Source organism: Bradyrhizobium tropiciagri (genome assembly GCF_018130545.1).
Lineage (GTDB): Bacteria > Pseudomonadota > Alphaproteobacteria > Rhizobiales > Xanthobacteraceae > Bradyrhizobium > Bradyrhizobium tropiciagri_A.
The window spans coordinates 672,265-691,787 of record NZ_JAFCKF010000004.1; the positions used below are offsets into that span (position 1 = coordinate 672,265).

Below are 19,523 nucleotides of genomic sequence, written 5' to 3' on the forward strand. Positions count from 1 at the left end.
CTGCCGCCATCCGGACCGATCGCCATGACTGCTTCTGATCGCCAATCGCATTGGCAGACCGTCTATCTGACCAAGGGTGAACAGCAGGTGAGCTGGTCGCAGGCCGATCCGCAGCCATCGCTACGCCTGATCGAATCGATCGCGCCCAGCCGCGACGCGGCGATCATCGACGTCGGCGGCGGGGCCTCGCGCCTGGTCGATGCGCTGCTTGCGAGCGGCTTCCACGATCTGACGGTGCTCGATCTCTCGGAAGCTGCGCTGGCGAGCGCCCGGGAGCGGATCGGCGCGGCCGGCGACGCGGTGCGTTGGATCGCCGGCGATGCCACGGTCTGGCAACCGCCGCAGGCTTTCGACATCTGGCACGATCGCGCGGCGTTTCATTTTCTGGTCGAGGAGAAGGACCGCACCGCCTATCTCGAGAGACTGCATCGCGGTGTCAAGGCAGGCGGCCATGCCGTGATCGGCACCTTCGCGCTGGACGGTCCGGAAAAATGCAGCGGCCTGCCGGTGCAGCGCTATGATCCGGCAACGCTCAGCCGGATCATCGGTCCGGCGTTCGAGCTGATCGCCGAGGAGGCGCATCGACACGTCACGCCGTGGGGCGCGACGCAGTCGTTCCAATTCAGTGTGCTGCGGCGGACGTGACCGGCCGCCGAAGGAGAGGTGAGATGACGGACGCGCCACGGACGATCGGCGAGATCGCGAGCTACCACGCCCATGTCTACTACGATCCCACTACGAGCCGCGGCGAAGCGGAGCGGTTGCGCCACTGGATGGGCGAGCGCTTCCTGGTGACGCTCGGGCGCTGGCACGACGTCAAGGTCGGCCCGCACGATCAGGCGATGTACCAGGTGGCGTTTGCAGCCGAGCTGTTTCCGACCCTGGTGCCATGGCTGATGCTGAACCATGGCAGCCTGAGCATCCTTGTCCACCCCAACACGACCAATCCGCGCCGTGATCATCGCGACGATCCGCTCTGGATCGGCACGCCGCTTGCGGTCCATGCCGACAAGCTGCCCGAAGAGGCTGAGATGGAGCAGGCGCCGTCGCCGAACACACAGCCGACATTGCGTCCCTGAGCCGCGCCGGCTGATAGTGGGGATGCGTAAATTTTGAAGCGATTGTGTTACAACCAAGTCGTTTCAAACTCATCGCGTTTTGCAACGTGAGGTTAAGTCACGGTTCCTAGGCTTACCCGACAATTTCAGGGTCGGGCGCATTGGGCATGTTCTTTTCGTTTCGAAGCTGGGCACTGTGGCGCGTGGTGGGGCCACTGCTGGCGATCGTGCTGCTGCTGGGCGGTCTGTCGGCCGGGAGTCTGCAGGTGATGTCCGCGGTGCGAGCCTATGTGGCGGGCGAAAGCCTGTGGTCGAAGGGCCAGAAGGACGCCATTCACGATCTTCAGATCTATGTCTCTACCGGCGCGCCGCTCTATCTGCAGAAGTTCGATGCCGCGATCGCGGTGCCGCTCGCCGATCGCACGGCGCGGCGTGCGCTGGAATCGCCTGGCAACAATGACGCCGTGGCCCGCGCCGGTTTCGCCAAGGCAGGCAATCATGATGACGACATTGGCGGCCTGATCTGGCTGTTCAAATATTTCCGCACCATGCATCACGTTGCCGGCGCGGTGACGGCCTGGCGCAATTCCGATGCGTTGCTCGATCAGCTGATCGAAATCAGGAACGAGGCCGCGAACGACGTCGCGCTGCATGATCCGTCCGCTGCGACGATCAGGCACTGGGTCGAGCGGATCGGCGTGGTCGACGCCGCGATGAGCACGCTCGCGGTCGATTTCTCCGATCATCTGGGCAAGGCGTCGCGCCAGGTCTCTGCGCTGCTGCTGCTGGTCAATCTCGTGATCGCGGCCTGTCTGGCCGGCATCGTGCTGTTCCACACGCGGCGGATGCTGTGGCGGCGCTGGCTTGCCGAGACTGCGCTTGCGGTCGAGAAGGAGCGCGCCCAGCTCACGCTGGCCTCGATCGGCGACGCGGTCATCGTGACCACGCAGGACGATCGCGTCGGCTACATGAACGCCGCTGCGCAGCGGCTGATCACGTCGGGGCAGGACGTGACCGGCTGGCAGCTCTCGTCGCTGTTCAGCATCGCCGAGCAACCGGTGCGGGGTTCGTTCCGGGGCGCAGATGCCGACGATGAAAGCCGCCCGCAGCAGCGGCTGCTGGTGCGGCCGGATCATTCCAGCGTGCCGGTCTCGGTGGTCGAGACCCCGATCGTGCATGCCGGCGAGCCGGCCGGCCGCGTCATGATCATTCACGACATGACCGCGGAACGGCGGCTGGTCGAGGAATTGGCCTGGGCCGCCTCGCACGATGCGCTCACCGGTCTTGCGAACCGGCGGCAGTTCGAGTTCGAGCTGCACAAGGCGATGTCGGGCGCGCCGGCCGCGGGCGCCGACCTGATGCTGATCGACCTCGATCAGTTCAAGATCGTCAACGACACCTGCGGCCACATGGCCGGCGACCGGCTGCTGAAGCAGGTGGCGCGGCTGCTGGCCGCCGAGGTCGGCGACAGCGGGTTGGTAGCGCGGCTCGGCGGCGACGAGTTCGGCATCCTGCTGCGCGACGACGGCTCGGCCACGCATGACGTTGCGGCCGACGTCGCAGAGCGGATCAGGGCCGTGGTCGAGCAGTCGAACTTCGTCCATGAGGGCTCGAGCTTCCGGATCAGCGCCAGCATCGGCTTGGTCGGGTTGGCTGACAGCGCCGGCGTGCAGGACGCGTTGCGCCTCGCCGATGTCGCCTGCTTCCTCGCCAAGGACAAGGGACGCAACCGCGTCCAGGAGCACCGTCCGTCCGATACCGGCATGGCGGTGCGGGTCGCCGAGATGAGCTGGGTCAATCGCATCCGCAAGGGATTGGACGAGGGTCGCTTCTGCCTTTACGAGCAGGAGATCCGTCCGATGAACGGCATGCTCAAGGGCAACGACCGGCGCGAGCTGTTGCTGCGGCTGCGCGACGAGAGCGGCGCCCTGGTGCCGCCCGGCAGCTTCCTGCCCGCGGCCGAACGCTACGGGCTGATGCCGCTGATCGACCGCTGGGTGGTGCGCCGCGCCTTCGAGATCATCGCCGAGCGCAAACACCACCCGCGCAAGATCGCGAGCTACGCCATCAATCTCTCCGGCGCCACCATCGGCGACGGCGACTTCGTCGATTTCGTCGCCGGGCTGTTTGCCGAGCTTGATGTTTCACCGGCCGTGGTGTGTTTCGAGATCACCGAGACCAGCGCGATCTCCAATCTCGACGAGGCCCAGACCTTCATCGCGCGGCTGCGCGAGATCGGCTGCAGCTTCTCGCTCGACGATTTCGGCACCGGCATGTCCTCGATCGCCTATCTCAAGCACCTGCCGGTCGACATCATCAAGATCGACGGCTCGTTCGTGAAGGAGATCCTGAACAGCAAGGTCGATCGCGCGATGGTCGAGATGATCACCAAGACCGCCAAGATCATGCAGAAGCAGGTGGTCGCGGAGTTCGTCGAGAGCCTCGCGATTCTGGACGAACTGCGCCAGATCGGGGTCGACTACGTCCAGGGCTACGCCATCGGGAAGCCGGTGCCGGTGCTTACCCTGCGCGAGGAAAAGATCGCCTGAGTCGCCGAAATTGTCCCGAATCGGGACTTTTTTGGCCGTTTTAGCCCGCCCAGGGCTGATTCTCTGGCACTTTCCATCCGAAAAACGTTTAAAAAACCTGTCGTTGGCCGCTTCGTCTCGATTATGCCTTACTCTAATTCCCTGATATGATGAGTGATCGGTGAATCCCATGTGGGCCGGATAACAGGCTCCAGAGCACCGTACTTGGGGATGATGGGTCAACGTACGACGAAACCTGCCGCGCGTAAGTCGAAGCGTGGCGTGTCTCTGGTGGGCAGCACGGCGTTCGCCGTGAGCGCGCTCGTCCTGTCGTCTGGCCTTGCCGCCTGGGTGGTCGGCATCGACCCGACCGCATGGCTGCACGGATCCGCGTTTGCAAACACCACCGCATCGCTGAACTTCGACGATCGCTTCGGTTCGCGCTCCACGATCAACACGGCTTCACTGTATTATCCCCTCCGCCGCGGATTCCGTTCGAGCCGCGGCGATTTCAATTCCGAGTTCGGTCAGATCGAGGACGCGCTGGCCGGCCAGCTGCGCGACACCCAGACCGAACAGCCGTCCAGCCAGCCGGCGACGGCGTCCGTCGCGGCCACGACGACAACCCCATCCACGTCTGCGGTGCCGATGCCGCGCTCGCGTCCGGCCGAGGCCAATCTGCTGGCGCGGAACGATCAGCCGCCACCGCCGCAAGCACCGGTGCAGCAGGGCGACAACCGGACGTTCCTGCAGAAGATCGCCGACATGATGCCGGGCAAGATCCAGCTGGCCTCGCTCGATCCGAATGACGGCTTGCTGTCCGGACCGAGCCCCGACCTCGGCGCACTCGGCTATGACAGCACCACGGCGGTCTACGACATCACCGGCCGCATCGTGTACATGCCCGACGGCACCAAATTCGAGGCGCATTCGGGCCTTGGCAATCTGCTCGACGATCCCGCGCATGTGAATGCGCGCAACGCAGGTGCGACGCCGCCCGGCATCTATGAGATGAAGCCGCGCGAAAAGCTGTTCCATGGCGTGCCCGCGCTGCGCATGACCCCGGTCGACGGCAGCGAGACCTTCGGGCGCGTCGGCCTGCTGGTCCATAGCTACATGCTCGGGCCGAACGGCGACTCCAACGGCTGCATCTCGGTCAAGCACTACGACCGCTTCCTGCAGGCCTACCGCAACGGTACGGTCAAGCGCATCGCGGTGGTGATCAACATCAAGGACACGCAATCGGCTTCGAGCCGTTCGCCGTCGAACTCCTAGGCCGAGAGCCCCATCGCCAGCAGTGCTGGCGACTGACCCTCTTCATGGTTGATCGGTGAGATCGGCTTAGCCGATCTCCGTCCTGACCACCGCGGCCGCGTCGCACATCGCCTTCAGCTTTCCGAACGCGATCTGCCGCGGCATGTATTTCATGCCGCAGTCCGGCGCGACCACCAGCCGCTCGGCCGGCACATGCTTCAGGCCGTTGCGAATCCGATCGGCGACGACAGTCGCGGATTCGATCTCGGGATTACCGAGGTCGAGCACGCCGAGCATGATCTTCTTCGACGACAGATCCCTGAGCACGCCGAGATCGAGCTTCGGCTGCGCCGCCTCGATCGAGATCTGGTCGGCGATGGTGTCGTCGAGCTCGGCGAGGAAGGAATAGCCGGCCGGCTTGGTCGAGCCCGGCACGACAGCGGCATAGCCGAAGCAGAGATGCACGACAGTTGGGATCGTGATGCCTTGCAGCGCGCGATTGATCGCCTTCACCGCATAGCGCTTCGCCAGCTCCGGATTGTTGCGCACCCAGGGCTCGTCGAGCTGGATGACGTCGGCGCCCGCCTTCTCGAGGTCGCGCGCCTCGGCATTGACGGCGTCGGCGAAGGCCATCGCGAGCTCCTCGTCGTCCTTGTAGAACTCGTTCTTGGCCTGCTGGCTCATCGTGAACGGGCCGGGCAGGGTGATCTTCGCGGCACGGTCGGTGTTCTTGCGCAGGAACTGCATGTCGTGCAGCTCGACCGGTCCCCTGCGTTTCACCGGGCCGACCACGCGCGGCACCGGCGTCTGCGTGTTGCCGGTGCGCGCGGTGATGACAGCGGGATTGTCGGCATCGACACCCTCAAGCGCGGTGGAGAATCGGTTGGAGTAGCTCTCGCGGCGGATCTCGCCATCGGTCACGATGTCGATGCCGGCACGCTCCATGTCGCGGATCGCGACGATGGTCGCGTCGTCCTGCGCCTCCTCGAGATGCTCGGCCGGCAGGCGCCACATCGCGTGCATGCGGGTGCGCGGCACCGATTTCGACAGCATCGCGCGATCGACCAGCCATTCCGGCTGCGGGTAGCTGCCGACGACGGTGGTCGGCAGCAGGTGCTTGGGCAGGTTCATGATGTCCTCCTTCTTGTTGGTGGTGCGGCTGGATCAGGCCGCACGCGTTGCGCTTGCCGCGGTTTCGTCCTTCACCGGGTTACGCAACACGCCGATGCCGGAAATCTCGACCTCGACGACGTCGCCTTCCTTCATCCACAGCGGCGGCGTGCGGTAGGCGCCGACGCCGCCGGTGGTGCCGGTGACGATGACGTCGCCCGGCACCAGCTCGGTGAAGGTCGAGCAATAGGCGATCAGGGTCGCGACGTCGAACACGAGGTCCGAGATCGGCGCGGCCTGCACCTCGACGCCGTTGAGGCGCGTTGCGATGTGCTGCTGGCTGATGTCCGTCAGTTCGTCTGATGTTACCATCCACGGCCCGAAGCCGCCGGTGCCGACGAAATTCTTGCCCGGCGCGAATTGCGAAGTGTGGCGCTGCCAGTCGCGGATGCTGCCGTCATTGTAGCATGCATAGCCGGCGACATGGCCGAGCGCGGCCTCGCGCGGGATACGGCGGCCGGCCTTGCCGATGATCACGGCCATCTCGCCTTCATAGTCGAAGCGCTCGGATTCCAGCGGCCGGATCATCGGCTGACCGGCGCCGACCTGGCTGTTGGCGAAGCGGGTGAAGATCATCGGATGCGGCGGCGTCGGATGGCCGCTCTCGGCGAGGTGCGTCGCATAATTGACGCCGATGCAGAAGATCTTGTCGGGATCGGGCACGGTCGGCAGCAGCTCGACATCCCTGAGCGCGTGATCGACGGGCTCGCTTTGCAGCTTCTTCAGTTCATTCAGCGAGCCCATCGTCAGCAGCGCCTTCAGCGTCGGATACGCCTTCAGCCGCTTGCCGGCGTCGATCACGCCGGCGTCGGTCACGATGCCGTAGCTTGCGGTGCCTGCCGCCTTGAAACTTGCGATCTTCATGGTCTCTCACTCTGTTCGATGGAGGAAACATAGGCTTCGATGGGAAGTGCGATTTCGCCGTTGCGCATCGGAACGCATTGCGGCGGAAAGTCCTGGCGGAGGCGGGCGCCGTGCGCCGCGGCGCGATCGAGGAAGCTCCCGAGATGCGCCATTGCTCCGGTCGGCAAATCGTGCAGAACCAGCAGCGTCCATGGCTGCGCGCGGCATTGATCGAGCGCCCGCTCGGTCCAGCCGTCGGGATCGTCCCAGTCGTGCGGGATCGCATTCCAGAGCACACAGCTGTGCTTGTGGTGCGCGAGATAGGTGACCACGGAGGGCTTCAGCAGCCGGTCGTCGAGATTGCCGCCGCCGCCGAACGGCCGGAACCAAAGGTTGGCATGAGCGAGGTCGCCGATCGCGGCTTGGGTGCGGCCGATCTCGCGCTGCGCCGTGTCCGCGCCAGCTTGCATGCCGAGCGGCGTGCTGTGCGTAAACGTGTGATTGCCGATCCAGTGGCCGTCATCGTGCGCTCGGGCCGCGAGCCGCCGGCGTGCGGGATCGCCGAGCTTCTCGCCGATCACGAAGAACGTGGTCTTGATGCCGCGCTCGCCCAGGATATCGAGCACACGCGGCGTCACCTCGGGCTCGGGTCCATTGTCGAATGTCAGCGTGAGGTCGAACACGTTAGCGATCCCCTTACGTCGCCGGCTGCATCGCGCCGGAGCCGACTTCGTCGGCGGCGCTTTGGCCGGCGCGCGTGCCGGTCTGCCAGATCGCGGCCTTGCGCTCGATCCAGCGGATCGCGGTGTTGAAGGCAATCGCCATGAACAAAACCAGCAGCACGCCGGCGAACACATGCGGGCTGTCGAGGATGGTGCGGTAGCGCGAGATCAGATAGCCGATGCCCGCCGAGGAGATCAGCATCTCCGAGACCACCACGCCGACGATGACGAGCGCGCCGCCGATCCGCAGGCCCGACAGCACGGTCGGGATCGCGGCGGGAATGATGACGCGAACCAACCGCTGGCTCAGCGTCGCGCCCATGCTGCGGGCGGCGAGCAGGAGCTGCGGGTCGATGGTCTGGATCCCGGCCGCGGTCGCCAGCATGGTCGGCAGGAAGCCGTAGATCGAGGCGAATGCGATCTTGGACTCCGAGCCGATGCCGAGCCACACCGTGAACACCGGATAGAGGATCACGAGCGGTACCGCATAGAGGCTCGAGACCATCGGCATGATCAGCAGACGCGGCCGCGGCAGGCTGCCGACGATGGCGCCGAGCAGGATGCCGCCGCCGCAGGCGAACGCCATCGAGACTGCGACCTCGTAGAGCGTCACCGCGAGCGCGTGGCCGTATTCGGCGGCCTCATTCCAGCCGGCGAGCAAGGTAGAAGACAGCGACGGCAGGAACAGCTCGGGGATCAGGCCGGTGCGCGGCAGCAGCTCCCACAGCACGAGCAGGCCTGCGACGATCAGATGGCGAAGTGTTTTCGCGCTCATCGCTGTCTCACGCCGATTTGCGGATATGCCGCCAGATGCGGTCGCGTAGCGCGCCGAAGGCGTCGCCGCTCAGCATCTCGTAGGTCCGCGGCCGCGGCAGATTGACCTGCAACTGATCGACGATGCGGCCAGGCCGCGGCGACATCACGATCACCTCGTCGGCGAGATAGACGGCCTCGGTTAAGCTGTGGGTGACGAACACGACGGTCTTGCCGGTGGCGGCCCAGATCCGCAGCAGCTCATCGCCCATCGTCATGCGGGTCTGCTCGTCGAGCGCGGCGAACGGCTCGTCCATCAACAGCACCGGCGGATCCTGCACCAGGCCGCGCGCGATCGAGACGCGCTGTTTCATGCCGCCGGACAGCTCGTGCGGGTGGCGTTTGCCGAAGCCTTCGAGGCCGACCAGCTTGAGCGCGTCCTGCGCCTTGGCCCGGCGCTCCGCCTTGGCGACGCCGCGCAACGCCAGCGGAAACTCGACATTGTCTTCCGCGGTCAGCCAGGGAAACAGGCTCGCTTCCTGGAACACGACGCCGACCCGGTTCGGATCGGGCTGCGGGATCGGTGCGCCGTTGACGGTGATGGTGCCCGAGGTCTGCGCGCGCAGCCCGGCCATCATCATCAGGAGCGTGGACTTGCCGCAGCCGCTCGGACCGACCAGCACGACGAAACGTCCCGGCTTGATGTCGAGCGAGACATCCTCCAGCGCAACGACGTCCTGCGACTTGGTCCGGAACACCTGGCCGACATTCCGCACCTCGATCGCGCCGGCGCGCGGCGGCGGCTTCAACGGTGTCACGTTCGCCAATGGCTGCATCGTGTTTCCACCCATCTGATCAGTTCATTGAAGGTCATGGCGATCGCGGCAACCATCACGACGCCGGCGAGCAGCTGCTTCATCTGGAAGTTCTCACCCCAGGTCGCGATCTGGTGGCCGATGCCGTCGCGCGAGGCGTACATCTCGGCGAGGATCACGCCGGTGAGGTTGAAGATCATCGAAATCCGCAGCGCCTCCAACAGCACCGGCAGCATGCTCGGCAGATAGACACGGAACGCGGTCTGTGCGCGCGTGGCACCGTAGGAGCGGGCCACCGTGAGATGCTCGACCTTGACCGATTCAACGGCCGTCGTGGTCGACATGATCACGATGAAGATGGTCGAGAAGAAGCCGAACCCGACTTTCTGGGCAAAGCCGACGCCGAACACCAGGATGAACATCGGCAGGAAGATCGATTTCGGGATGCTGAAGGCGAAGAACAACAGCGGCTTCGCGACATCGGCAAAATAGCGGTTTTCCGCGATCAGGAAGCCGATCAGCGCGCCCATCGGCACCGCGATCGCGAAGGCGGTCAGCACCTCGGTCGCGGTCACCAGCAAATCCGTCCGTACGCTCGACCGTTGCAGCAGATCGCCGAGCGTCATCAGCGTGTCCGATGCCGACGGCAGCAGGCGCGGATTGACGAGGCCGGTCCGCGACAGCATTTCCCACAGCGCGAAGATCGCGATCACGATCGCGACCCGCGCGAGCTTGATGGTGAGGGTGGCCTGCATGTTATGGCTTGGTCGGAACCGGCTTGAATTTGGTCGAGATCACGTCCTTGACCGGAACGATGTCCTTCAATCCGCCGAGCTTGGCGAGATCGAGCGACAGCTGCACCGCTGCCGGCACATTGGCCGCGCCCATGTCGCCGTCGGTCTCGAGCTTCATGATGGTGTTGTCGTATTCCATCGCGGCGATCTCGGGCGGCATCTCGTAGAGGTCGGCGATCAGCTTCACGGTGACGTCGCGGTTGGCGCGCATGAACTGCACGGCGCCATAGAGCGCATTGACGGCCTTCTGCACCACCTCGGGCTTGGCCTCGGCGAACTTGTCGAGCACGATCCAGCCCGCGGTGAGGTTCGGCGGCGCCGCGGTCGCATAGTCGAGGATGGTCTTCGCTTCGCCCGACTTGGCGACCTGGAAGCTGAGCGGTGAATAGACCACGGCGGCATCGACATTGCCGGCGAGCAGGTTCGGCACCAGGCCGCCGCCGCCGACCGGCACGCGGGTGAAGTCGATCTTCCTGTCCTGGATTGTCCAGAGTGCGAGCAGGTCGGAGCCCGAGCCCGCCGCGGTGATCCCGACCTTCTTGCCGTTGAGATCCTTGACCTCGAGCGTCGACTTGGTCGGCACCATCAGCTGCCAGCCGAAATTGCCCATCGCGGCATTGGCGACGATCCGCGACATCACGCCTTTCTTGCGGCCGGCGGATACCAGCGACGGCGGATCGAGGATGATATCGGCAGCTCCGGCCGCCATGCCCTCGAAGGTCTCGGCGCCGCTGCGATAGATCGTCAGCTCCGCCTTGATGCCTTCCTTCTCGAACAGCTTCTGCCGCACTGCGGTCTCGGCGATCGTGGTTGGCCAATAGGTCTTGGTCGGCAGGCCGACGCGGATCGTGTCGGCGGCGAAGGCTGGACCGGCCAGCAGGGTGGTGGCGATCAGGGTTGCCAGCGCGCGGCGGCGCGTGATGCTCATGGTTCTGTTTCTCCCGAATATCGATTGTTGTTATTTGCGGCGCCTTGTGCGCCGTAGATCAGGACGTGCCGTTGACCTCCGCGATGCGCGGAGCCGCGAGCTCGACGAATTCCTTGGTGATGCCAAAGTGCTTTGACAATGCGCGAACTGCCGCATCCGCGTCGCGCGCGAAAACCGCGTCCACAATCGCCGCGTGCTCGGCCTGGACGTCGCGCGCCCTGCCGACCTCGCGGCGGATCGAAAGCCGCCGATAGCGCTCGCTCTGCTCATGCAACACGTCGCGGAAGCCGAGCAGCCATTGCGATCCGCAGGCATTGACCAGCGCGCGATGGAAGATGCGGTGGCGGACCACCCATTCCTCGTAATGCACGGTGGGGTCGTCGGGATAGCGATGCGGCACGGCCTTGAGCGATTCCCAGGCTGTCGCGACGGACGACAGCCAAGCCTCGTCGCCGCGCTCGATCGAGCGCCGCAATGCAAGTCCCTCGATGTCGATCCGGGTCTGCGTGACGTCGGCGAGATCGGCGAGCGAGACCGGGCAGACGCGAAAGCCGCGCTGGTCGGAGGCCTGCACCAGGCCGTCGGCCACCAGACGCGACAGCGCCTCGCGGACGGCGGCGAGGCTGACCGAGAACTGCTTGGCGAGGCCTGCGATGTGCAGCTTCTGGCCTGGAAGCAGCCGGGTCGACAGGATGTCGGCCCGCAGCCGCTCCTGAACCGCCGATGTCAGGCTTCGCGGCCCGTCGCCGGCCAAGCCCTCGCGAAAACTCAACCCGATGTTCATGGCTGGGCAGACTGGCGGACGACTTTGTCGTCGTCAATCGAAAATCGATTTTATCAGAGGTCTGGCCCAGTGGATGAAGCTTATGTATACTGAAATAGCTCGAATGGCCGAAATTTCTTTGGATGTTGGCAGGAATTCGGGTATCGATGTATACAATCAGAATGCAAAGTAGGGAGGATCTCGTGCCAAAGCCCTTTCCAATGAACGCCTGGTACGCGGCCGGCTGGGATGCCGAGATCAAGCACGCGCTGCTGCCGCGGACGATCTGCGGCAAGCATGTCGTGATGTACCGGACGGGTGATGGCGAGGTGGTCGCGCTCGAGGATGCCTGCTGGCATCGCCTGGTGCCGCTCTCCAAGGGCCGGCTCGACGGCGACACCGTGGTCTGCGGCTATCACGGCCTGAAATACAATGCGCAGGGCCGCTGCACCTTCATGCCCTCGCAGGAGACGATCAATCCGTCGGCCTGCGTGCGCGCCTATCCCGTCGTCGAGCGCCACCGCTTCATCTGGCTCTGGATGGGCGATCCCGCGCTCGCCGATCCGGCCTTGGTGCCCGACATGCACTGGAATCACGATCCGGCCTGGGCCGGCGACGGCAAGACCATTCACGTCAAATGCGACTACCGCCTCGTCGTCGACAATCTGATGGACCTGACGCACGAGACCTTCGTGCACGGCTCGAGCATCGGCAATGACGCGGTCGCCGAAGCGCCGTTCGACGTCACCCATGGCGAGAAGACCGTCACCGTGACGCGCTGGATGCAGGGCATCGATGCGCCGCCGTTCTGGGCCAAGCAGCTCGAGAGGCCGGGCCCGGTCGATCGCTGGCAGATCATCCGCTTCGAGGCGCCGTGTACCGTCAATATCGACGTCGGCGTCGCGCCGGCCGGATCGGGTGCGCCGGAGGGCGATCGCTCGCAAGGCGTCAACGGCTATGTGCTCAACACCATCACGCCGGAGACCGAGAAGACCTGCCATTACTTCTGGGCCTTCGTCCGCAGTCACCGTATCACCGAGCAGCGCCTGACGAGTGAAATCCGCGACGGCGTCGCCGGCATCTTCCACGAGGACGAGATCATCCTGGAAGCGCAGCAGCGCGCGATGGACGAGAATCCGGACCGCGTGTTCTACAATCTCAACATCGATGCCGGCGCGATGTGGGCGCGGCGCGTCATCGACCGCATGGTGGCGAAGGAAAATCCGCCGCAGCAGTTGCAGGCAGCGGAGTAGGCGGCATGGCGGAGCGCGAGGCCGATCGTTCCGTGTCGCAGACCGTGCGGGCGCAGCTTGCGCTGCGCGAGCTGATCGTTTCGGGCGGCCTGCGGTCGGGCGAGCGCATCTCGGAACTACAGGCGGTCGAGGTCACCGGGGTGTCGCGCACGCCGGTGCGGATGGCGCTGGTCCGGCTGGAAGAGGAAGGCCTGCTGGAGGTGATCCCGTCCGGCGGCTTCATGGTCAAGGCATTTTCCGAGCGCGACATCCTCGATTCGATCGAGCTGCGCGGCACGCTGGAGGGATTGGCGGCACGTTTTGCGGCCGAGCGCGGCGTCTCGTCGCGCGATCTCGAACCGTTGAAACAATGCCTCAATGAGATCGACGGCCTGGTGCGGCAGGAGCCGATCTCGATCGAGGCGTTTTCGTCCTATGTCGCGCTCAACGCCCGCTTCCACGTGCTGCTGGCCGAGCTGTCGCGCAGCCCGCCGCTGATCCGGCAGATCGACCGCGCTTCGGCGCTGCCGTTCGCCTCGCCGAGCGGCTTCGTAATGGCGCAATCGGCTCTGCCCGAAGCGCGTCAGATCCTGCTGATCGGACAGGATCATCATCGCGTGGTGGTCGACGCCATCGAGAACCGCGAGGGCACGCGCGCCGAGGCGATCATGCGCGAGCACGCAAGGCTTGCAGCGCGCAATCTACGGCTGGCGCTGCGCAACCGCACCCATCTCGATCTGCTGCCGGCGCTGGCGCTGATCACGGCCGGCTGAACGGAGCGCGCCATGCGATTCATCGAAACATGGACGTCCGCCACGCTGCTTGCCGTGCGCGACCTCACGCCCGGCATCCGAGAATTCCTGCTGCGGCCCGACGATTTCACCGGCGCGCCCTATCCCGTCGGCAGCCACATCGATGTCGGCGTCACCATCGACGGCCAGCCGCAGGTCAGGTCCTATTCGCTGGTCGGCGAAATCGATCCGCAAGGGTTTCGGATCGCGGTGCGGCATGCGCCGGATTCCCGCGGCGGCTCGCGCTACATGTGGTCGCTGGCGCCGGGCGCGCGGCTCAATATCACGCAGCCCGCCTCGCTGGTGCAGCTCGACTGGACGCGGCGGCAGTTCTGCCTGATCGCGGGAGGCATCGGCATCACGCCGATCATCGGCGCGGCGCAGGCACTGGCCCGCCGCGATGCCGGCGTGACGCTGCACTATGCCGTGCGCGCGCGCAGCGATGCGGCCTATCTCGAAGCGCTTGAACGTCTGCTCGGCGATCGCCTCATCGTCCATGCCGCCGACGAGGGCAGGCGGCTCGACCTTGCGCGCGTGTTCGCAGGCCTGCCGCAGGATACGATGACAATGTTCTGCGGCCCGATGCGGATGCTGGATGCGGCGCGAAGCGCCTGGGACGCATCCGGCCGGCCGATGACCGATCTGCGTTACGAGACCTTTGGCTCGAGCGGACTGCTGCCGACCGAGGCGTTCCGCGTTCGGCTCAGGGACGAGGGCACCGAGTTCGTGATCCCGCGCGACCGCTCGATGCTGGACGTGCTCAACGAGGCCGGCCACGAGGTGATGAGCGACTGTCGGCGCGGCGAATGCGGCGTCTGTGCGCTCGACGTGATCGACGTCGACGGCGAAATCGACCATCGCGACGTGTTCTTCAGCGATCATCAGAAGCAGGAGAGCCGCAAGATCTGCGCCTGCGTGTCGCGCGCCCGCGGCACCATCACCATCGACACCCTGCATCGGGCCGACGCGCCCTGACGCGCAGGCGCGCGATCAGGATCAGGCTGCGTGCACCGAGTGCCGCGGATCGTGATCGAGCAGGGCGGTGATCTCGCTGGCCGACATCGGCCGGCCGATCAGATAGCCTTGCACCTCGTCGCAGCTGGTCTGGCGCAGATATTCGAGCTGGTCGGCGGTCTCGACGCCTTCGGCGACGACGCCGATCTGCAGGTCCTGCGCGAGGCCGATCACCGATTTGACGATCGCGGCGCAATCCGGCTGGGTCAACATGTCGCGGATGAAGGACTGATCGATCTTGATGCGGCTGAACGGCAGCTTGCGCAGATAGGTCAGCGACGAGAAGCCGGTGCCGAAATCGTCGAGCGCGACCGTCAGCCCAAGCTCGAGCAGCCCGTTCAGGATCGCAGGCGCCGATCCGTATTTGGAGATCAGCATCGATTCGGTGATCTCGATCTCGAGCCGGTTGGGTGCGACGTTCGCCTCGGCAAGCGCCTCGACGATGGTCTGCAGGATCCCGACGTTCTGGAACTGGACCGCCGAGAAATTCACCGCGATCCTGATGTCGTCAGGCCAGCGCGACAGCATCGCACAGGCGCGGCGGATCACCCACTCGCCGAGCTGGTGGATCAACCCGCTTTCCTCGGCGATCGGAATGAAGACGCTCGGCGGAATCAGGCCGCGCGTCGGGTGCTGCCAGCGCAGCAGCGCCTCGAAGCCGGTAACGCGGCCTTTGCGGATGTCGAGGAACGGCTGGTAGACTAGGAACAGCTGGTCCGCCTCGATGGCCTGTTCCAGATCCCGCTGCAAGGCGCGGCGGTCGCGCGCCGACTGGTCGTCGCCCGCCTCGAAGAAGCAGATCGTGCCGGGGCCGGATTTCTTGGCCCGGTAGAGCGCGATGTCGACATGCTTGAGCAGATCGTGGGAGGTGTTGCCGTCGCGCGGCGCGAGCACGATGCCGATGCTGATCGCGCTGGTGATTTCGAACCCGTCGATCCGGAACGGATCGGCGAAGGCGGCGACGAACCGTTCGGCGATCGCCAGCGCATCGTCGGGCCGCGTCAGATTGGACATGATCAGCGCGAACTCATCGCCGCCGATCCGCGCGACATGCTCGGCCGCGCGGGTGCAACGCTGCAACCTGGCCGCAACTTGTACCAGGAACTCGTCGCCGGCCGGATGGCCGTATCTGTCGTTGATCTCCTTGAAGCGATCGAGATCGAGCAGCAGCACGGCGAATTCCTCGCCGGAACGCTCGAGCCGGCTCAAGGCGCCGTTGAGCGCCTCGTTGAAGGCAACGCGGTTCGGCAGATGCGTCAGCGGGTCCTGCCGCACCGTCCGTTCGGCCTCGTGCTGGGCGATGATCCGCCGCCTGAATTCGAAGGCGTTGACGAACACGCCGCGCAGCAGCACTGAACCGTAGACCAGCACCAGCACCGCCATCAGGAGATAGATGAAGTCGCCGTCCCGGCCGAGGCAGATCGCGGTGCCGACGAAGATCGGTCCGGTGAAAGCAATCGCGGCGATCGGAATCGTCGAGAAGGCGAAGGCGCCGCCGGCCAGCATTCCGGCGCACAGGCAGGTGATCACCAATTGCGCGCCGCTCGATGCGCCGGCGAAGAACGCGACCGGGACGACGCCCCAGGCCGCGCCGAGCGCCAGCGCGTTGCGCACCAGGCGGTACATGGTTCGGCGCGACACGAATTGCGGCTTGGCGAAGCGGCGCGATGCGCGCGCCTGCAACCCGAAGAACAGCGCGGCGCTGCTGACGGCGGCCGCCCATATCAGCGCAAAGATCCAGTCCGGCGATTGCCAGAGTGCCGCGGCGAGCACCAGCGCGTTGCAGGCGTTGGCCAGCATGATGCCGAAGGAATAGCCGAGCACGAGCGAAACCTGCTCGGCGCGGATGTGGCCGGCAAGCGCTTCATCCGTCGGTGGTGCGCCGAAGGCCGCGAGGTCACCCGCGAACAGGGCCGCGAAATATGATCTGAGATAGGTACGCATCTCACTACGTTGGCTGCGCGGTTGGCCAGGGCGCAGCACCGAAGAATTCTCTGCAAACCTTTGACAAACTATGAACTATTGGAGCGGACCGTGCCGCCGTGGGCGCCGCTTGGGTTCCACCGGCGGGCATTGCTAACAAATCGATACAAATGCGTGACGGGAGATCACGGACCGGCAAGGACTGCCCAGCGCCACGTGGCTTGATCCCCCGCCGGTTTTTCGCAATGACTTGAGTTCCCGCGAGCGGCAGGAAAACGGCAAGAACCAGAAGGTTGAGCATGAGCCTCCCGATCACAAACCACGATCCCGGGTTCCGGATCACGCGGGCCAGCCACGTCGTCCTGACCGTGCGTGACCTCGCCGCGAGCCGACAGTTCTACGAAAAGGTGATCGGGCTGATCCTGACCGCGGAGGAGGGCGACGCGCTCTATTTCCGCGGCGTCGAGGAGGCCTGTCATCACAGCCTTGTGTTGCGCCGGGGCGAGGGCGCCGTCTGCGCGCGGCTCGGCTTGCGGGTGTTCAGGGAAGATGACCTCGACCGGCTCAAGGCGTTCTTCGAAGCGCAGGGCTGCCGGGCTGCCTGGGCCGACGTGCCGCATCAGGGCCGCACGCTGCAGGCGACCGATCCGGCCGGCACGCCGCTGGAGTTCTGCGCGACCATGCCGGTCGAGCCGCGCATGATCACCAAGTTCACTCGCCATGCCGGCGGCTCGGCGCTGCGCCTTGATCACTACCAGGTGCTGACGCCGGAGGTGCGCAAGGCGTGCGAGTTCTACACAGCGGCAGGCTTCCGGCTCAGCGAGTACATCGCGCCCGCAGGCACGTTCGATCTGCGCGGCGTGTTCCTGCAACGCAAGGGCAATCCGCACGACATCGTGTTCTTCAACGGTGCGGGGCCGCGGCTGCATCATTTCGCGTTCCTCGCGCCTGAAATTCATCATCTGCTGAACGCCTGCGATATCGCCGGCGAGCTCGGCTATGGCGCCGCGGTCGAGCGTGGCCCGGGGCGGCACGGGCCGGGGCATGCGATGTATGTTTACATGCGCGATCCCGACGGGCACCGCGTCGAGCTGTTCAACACGCACTACCAGATCATGGACATCGAGAACGAGCCGATCGGCTGGGACCCGTCCGACCACACGATCTCGTTTCCATGGGGATTGCCGGCGCGGCAGGCCTGGTTCGAGGAGGCGACGCCGTTTGCCGATGTTGCGATCCGCGAGCCGCAAATCAAGCCGAAGCCGGTGACGCTCGAGAGCTACCTCGCGAAGTAGCATGTCAGTGTCAGCCGCGAGCCCCAGTCATGACGTGGCGATCGTCGGCCTCGGGCCGGTCGGCGCCATCTTCGCCAACCTGCTCGCGAAAGCCGGCCTGAAGGTTGCCGTCGTCGAGCGCGTCGCCGAGATCTACGACAAGCCGCGTGCGATCACGCTCGACCACGAGGCGCTGCGCGTCTTGCAGGCGATCGGGCTCGGCGATTTCATGGAGCAGGCGATCGCGCCGCATAACGGCTCGCACTATCTCGGCGTCGACGGTGAGCTCATCAAGATCTTCGACCCGATGCCGCCGCCGTTTCCGCTCGGCTGGATTCCGAACGTCACCTTCGTGCAGCCGGATCTTGAACGAGCGCTGCGCGACAAGCTTGCCGAATACCCGCAGGCCGACGTTGTCCTCGCAGCCGCCGGCGTGGCATTGCGGCAGGATGACAGCGCGGTGACGCTGACCGCGCGGCGCGAATCCGGCGAGGAGTTTTCAATCCAAGCGCGCTATCTGGTCGGCTGCGACGGCGCCAACAGCTTCGTGCGCAAGCAGCTCGGCGTCGGCCTTGACGATCTCGCATTCGATGAATGGTGGATGGTGGTCGACACGCTGACCAGCGATCCCGCCAAGCGGCCGGCCAAGAGCTTTCAGTATTGCTGGCCGTCGCGTCCCGGCACCTTCGTGCCGGGTCCGCGCGATTTGCGGCGCTGGGAAATCAAGCTGTTGCCCGGCGAGGATCCCGAGGCGTTCGGCGCGCCCGACAATGTGGTGACACTGCTCAAGGGCTTCACCGACATGTCCGACCTCACGATCTGGCGCTCGGCGGTCTATCGCTTCCACGCGCTGCTCGGGCAGCGCTGGCGCGACCGCCGCGTGCTGCTGATGGGCGACGCGGTGCACCAGACGCCGCCATTCCTCGGGCAAGGGCTGTGCGCCGGCGTCCGGGATGCCGTGAACCTCGCCTGGAAGCTGCGGCTGGTGCTGCGCGGCGATGCCGATGAGGCGCTGCTCGACAGCTACGAGATCGAGCGCAAGCCGCATGTCCGCGCCGTCGTCGCCAGCGCCAAGGAGTTCGGCAAGATCATCGGCGAACTCGATCCGGTGGCTGCGGCCGAACGCGACCTGCGGCTGCGCGCCGAGCTGAAGGCGGGCACGGCCGAAACCGTCAGGCAGAAATTCATCCCCGATCTCGTCTCCGGCCTGATCGCGCGCGACTCTGTTCTTGCCGGACGGCTGTTCGTGCAGCCGCATGTGCGTGCGCCGGACGGGCGGACCTGCCGGCTCGACGATCTGCTGCAACCGGAATTTGTCATCGTGACAACGGCGGCAGAGCCGATGGCGTGGCTGTCGGAGGCGTCCCGTGCTGCCTGGCAGCGTCTCGCCGGCGAACGCGTCGTCATCGCCACATCGGGTGCAAGCGCCGATGTCGACGGTATTTTGAGCGTGGTGGAGCGCGACGGACTGTTCGCCGACTGGATGCGGCAACATGGCGCCGCTGCTGTGATCGTGCGGCCGGACCGATATGTGTTCGGCGCCGCCGGGAACGCCGACGAGCTCAATATGCTTGTCGGGCAACTGCTCCAGAACCTCAGCGCAGGGCGCTAGCCTTTTCAAGCCGCCGCTTTGTCTATACCACCGGAAGAAAGAAATTCCG

The 19,523-nt window shown here is 65.5% G+C and carries 18 protein-coding genes; 9 read left to right on the forward strand and 9 right to left on the reverse strand.

Features of this window, described 5'->3' with window-relative positions; genetic code table 11:
* Window positions 1–24: 24 nt before the first annotated feature.
* The 4 genes from JQ616_RS20850 (at window position 25) to JQ616_RS20865 (ending at window position 4,861) form a co-directional block, all read left to right on the forward strand.
* A complete protein-coding gene (locus JQ616_RS20850; protein WP_212017481.1) occupies window positions 25–645 on the forward strand; it encodes a class I SAM-dependent methyltransferase in 621 nt (206 codons plus the stop codon).
* Window positions 646–668: 23 nt separating this feature from the next.
* Complete coding sequence (locus tag JQ616_RS20855) at window positions 669–1,079, forward strand: DOPA 4,5-dioxygenase family protein (RefSeq protein ID WP_212017483.1); 411 nt, start codon at window positions 669–671, stop codon at window positions 1,077–1,079.
* A 146-nt stretch (window positions 1,080–1,225) separates the two neighbouring features.
* Window positions 1,226–3,607 carry a putative bifunctional diguanylate cyclase/phosphodiesterase gene (locus JQ616_RS20860; RefSeq protein ID WP_212017485.1) on the forward strand — a complete coding sequence of 794 codons (2,382 nt, stop codon included), beginning with the start codon at window positions 1,226–1,228 and terminating at the stop codon, window positions 3,605–3,607.
* A gap of 291 nt (window positions 3,608–3,898) precedes the next feature.
* Complete coding sequence (locus JQ616_RS20865; protein WP_349630027.1) at window positions 3,899–4,861, forward strand: DUF2778 domain-containing protein; 963 nt, start codon at window positions 3,899–3,901, stop codon at window positions 4,859–4,861.
* Window positions 4,862–4,927: 66 nt separating this feature from the next.
* On the opposite strand, the gene JQ616_RS20870 is transcribed toward JQ616_RS20865, so the two are convergent.
* From JQ616_RS20870 to JQ616_RS20905, 8 genes are read right to left on the reverse strand one after another with little or no spacing between them, the layout of a single operon-like run.
* Window positions 4,928–5,971, reverse strand: a complete 1,044-nt coding sequence (locus JQ616_RS20870) for a cobalamin-independent methionine synthase II family protein (RefSeq protein ID WP_212017489.1) — start codon at window positions 5,969–5,971, stop codon at window positions 4,928–4,930.
* A gap of 33 nt (window positions 5,972–6,004) precedes the next feature.
* The gene (locus JQ616_RS20875) at window positions 6,005–6,874 is read right to left on the reverse strand and encodes a fumarylacetoacetate hydrolase family protein (RefSeq protein WP_212017491.1); all 870 of its coding nucleotides are present in this window, start codon (window positions 6,872–6,874) and stop codon (window positions 6,005–6,007) included.
* Window positions 6,871–7,536 carry a polysaccharide deacetylase family protein gene (locus tag JQ616_RS20880; RefSeq protein ID WP_212017493.1) on the reverse strand — a complete coding sequence of 222 codons (666 nt, stop codon included), beginning with the start codon at window positions 7,534–7,536 and terminating at the stop codon, window positions 6,871–6,873. The genes JQ616_RS20875 and JQ616_RS20880 overlap by 4 nt, the downstream gene beginning before the upstream one ends.
* A 13-nt stretch (window positions 7,537–7,549) precedes the next feature.
* Complete coding sequence (locus tag JQ616_RS20885) at window positions 7,550–8,350, reverse strand: ABC transporter permease (RefSeq protein ID WP_212017495.1); 801 nt, start codon at window positions 8,348–8,350, stop codon at window positions 7,550–7,552.
* A gap of 7 nt (window positions 8,351–8,357) precedes the next feature.
* Window positions 8,358–9,164 (reverse strand): ABC transporter ATP-binding protein, encoded by an 807-nt coding sequence (locus JQ616_RS20890; RefSeq protein WP_249137023.1) that lies wholly within the window; start codon window positions 9,162–9,164, stop codon window positions 8,358–8,360.
* Window positions 9,143–9,898, reverse strand: coding sequence for an ABC transporter permease (locus JQ616_RS20895; RefSeq protein ID WP_212017499.1), 756 nt, complete (start codon window positions 9,896–9,898; stop codon window positions 9,143–9,145). The genes JQ616_RS20890 and JQ616_RS20895 overlap by 22 nt, the downstream gene beginning before the upstream one ends.
* A 1-nt stretch (window position 9,899) precedes the next feature.
* On the reverse strand, window positions 9,900–10,865 hold the full coding sequence (locus JQ616_RS20900) for an ABC transporter substrate-binding protein (RefSeq protein WP_212017501.1): 966 nt from the start codon (window positions 10,863–10,865) through the stop codon (window positions 9,900–9,902).
* A gap of 58 nt (window positions 10,866–10,923) precedes the next feature.
* Complete coding sequence (locus JQ616_RS20905; RefSeq protein WP_249137024.1) at window positions 10,924–11,637, reverse strand: GntR family transcriptional regulator; 714 nt, start codon at window positions 11,635–11,637, stop codon at window positions 10,924–10,926.
* 194 nt (window positions 11,638–11,831) lie between these two features.
* On the opposite strand from JQ616_RS20905, the gene JQ616_RS20910 reads away from it, so the two are divergent.
* The 3 genes from JQ616_RS20910 to JQ616_RS20920 are packed head-to-tail and all read left to right on the forward strand — an operon-like array spanning window position 11,832 to window position 14,626.
* Window positions 11,832–12,881 carry an aromatic ring-hydroxylating dioxygenase subunit alpha gene (locus tag JQ616_RS20910; RefSeq protein WP_212017505.1) on the forward strand — a complete coding sequence of 350 codons (1,050 nt, stop codon included), beginning with the start codon at window positions 11,832–11,834 and terminating at the stop codon, window positions 12,879–12,881.
* 5 nt (window positions 12,882–12,886) lie between these two features.
* On the forward strand, window positions 12,887–13,633 hold the full coding sequence (locus JQ616_RS20915) for a GntR family transcriptional regulator (RefSeq protein ID WP_212017507.1): 747 nt from the start codon (window positions 12,887–12,889) through the stop codon (window positions 13,631–13,633).
* Between the two features lie 12 nt (window positions 13,634–13,645).
* Complete coding sequence (locus tag JQ616_RS20920; protein ID WP_212017508.1) at window positions 13,646–14,626, forward strand: PDR/VanB family oxidoreductase; 981 nt, start codon at window positions 13,646–13,648, stop codon at window positions 14,624–14,626.
* Between the two features lie 21 nt (window positions 14,627–14,647).
* Here JQ616_RS20920 and JQ616_RS20925 read toward each other — a convergent pair whose 3' ends face one another.
* Window positions 14,648–16,609 carry a putative bifunctional diguanylate cyclase/phosphodiesterase gene (locus JQ616_RS20925; protein ID WP_212017510.1) on the reverse strand — a complete coding sequence of 654 codons (1,962 nt, stop codon included), beginning with the start codon at window positions 16,607–16,609 and terminating at the stop codon, window positions 14,648–14,650.
* A gap of 278 nt (window positions 16,610–16,887) precedes the next feature.
* On the opposite strand from JQ616_RS20925, the gene JQ616_RS20930 reads away from it, so the two are divergent.
* Together JQ616_RS20930 and JQ616_RS20935 are read left to right on the forward strand one after the other, a co-directional pair.
* Entirely contained in the window at window positions 16,888–17,883 is a 996-nt protein-coding gene (locus JQ616_RS20930; protein ID WP_249137025.1) for a VOC family protein, read from the forward strand.
* A gap of 1 nt (window position 17,884) precedes the next feature.
* Window positions 17,885–19,474: a bifunctional 3-(3-hydroxy-phenyl)propionate/3-hydroxycinnamic acid hydroxylase gene (locus JQ616_RS20935; protein ID WP_212017512.1), complete on the forward strand. Its 1,590-nt coding sequence runs from the start codon at window positions 17,885–17,887 to the stop codon at window positions 19,472–19,474.
* The last annotated feature ends 49 nt before the right edge of the window (window positions 19,475–19,523 follow it).

Excerpts from the sequence above, each read along its gene's own strand:
- JQ616_RS20870 (WP_212017489.1), bottom strand. The coding sequence starts at position 5,971 with ATGAACCTGCCCAAGCACCTGCTGCCGACCACCGTCGTCGGCAGCTAC.
- JQ616_RS20895 (WP_212017499.1), bottom strand. The coding sequence starts at position 9,898 with ATGCAGGCCACCCTCACCATCAAGCTCGCGCGGGTCGCGATCGTGATC.
- JQ616_RS20850 (WP_212017481.1), top strand. The coding sequence starts at position 25 with ATGACTGCTTCTGATCGCCAATCGCATTGGCAGACCGTCTATCTGACC.
- JQ616_RS20915 (WP_212017507.1), top strand. The coding sequence starts at position 12,887 with ATGGCGGAGCGCGAGGCCGATCGTTCCGTGTCGCAGACCGTGCGGGCG.
- JQ616_RS20930 (WP_249137025.1), top strand. The coding sequence starts at position 16,888 with ATGAGCCTCCCGATCACAAACCACGATCCCGGGTTCCGGATCACGCGG.
- JQ616_RS20860 (WP_212017485.1), top strand. The coding sequence starts at position 1,226 with ATGTTCTTTTCGTTTCGAAGCTGGGCACTGTGGCGCGTGGTGGGGCCA.
- JQ616_RS20885 (WP_212017495.1), bottom strand. The coding sequence starts at position 8,350 with ATGAGCGCGAAAACACTTCGCCATCTGATCGTCGCAGGCCTGCTCGTG.
- JQ616_RS20900 (WP_212017501.1), bottom strand. The coding sequence starts at position 10,865 with ATGAGCATCACGCGCCGCCGCGCGCTGGCAACCCTGATCGCCACCACC.
- JQ616_RS20920 (WP_212017508.1), top strand. The coding sequence starts at position 13,646 with ATGCGATTCATCGAAACATGGACGTCCGCCACGCTGCTTGCCGTGCGC.
- JQ616_RS20890 (WP_249137023.1), bottom strand. The coding sequence starts at position 9,164 with ATGCAGCCATTGGCGAACGTGACACCGTTGAAGCCGCCGCCGCGCGCC.
- JQ616_RS20925 (WP_212017510.1), bottom strand. The coding sequence starts at position 16,609 with ATGCGTACCTATCTCAGATCATATTTCGCGGCCCTGTTCGCGGGTGAC.
- JQ616_RS20875 (WP_212017491.1), bottom strand. The coding sequence starts at position 6,874 with ATGAAGATCGCAAGTTTCAAGGCGGCAGGCACCGCAAGCTACGGCATC.
- JQ616_RS20855 (WP_212017483.1), top strand. The coding sequence starts at position 669 with ATGACGGACGCGCCACGGACGATCGGCGAGATCGCGAGCTACCACGCC.
- JQ616_RS20935 (WP_212017512.1), top strand. The coding sequence starts at position 17,885 with ATGTCAGTGTCAGCCGCGAGCCCCAGTCATGACGTGGCGATCGTCGGC.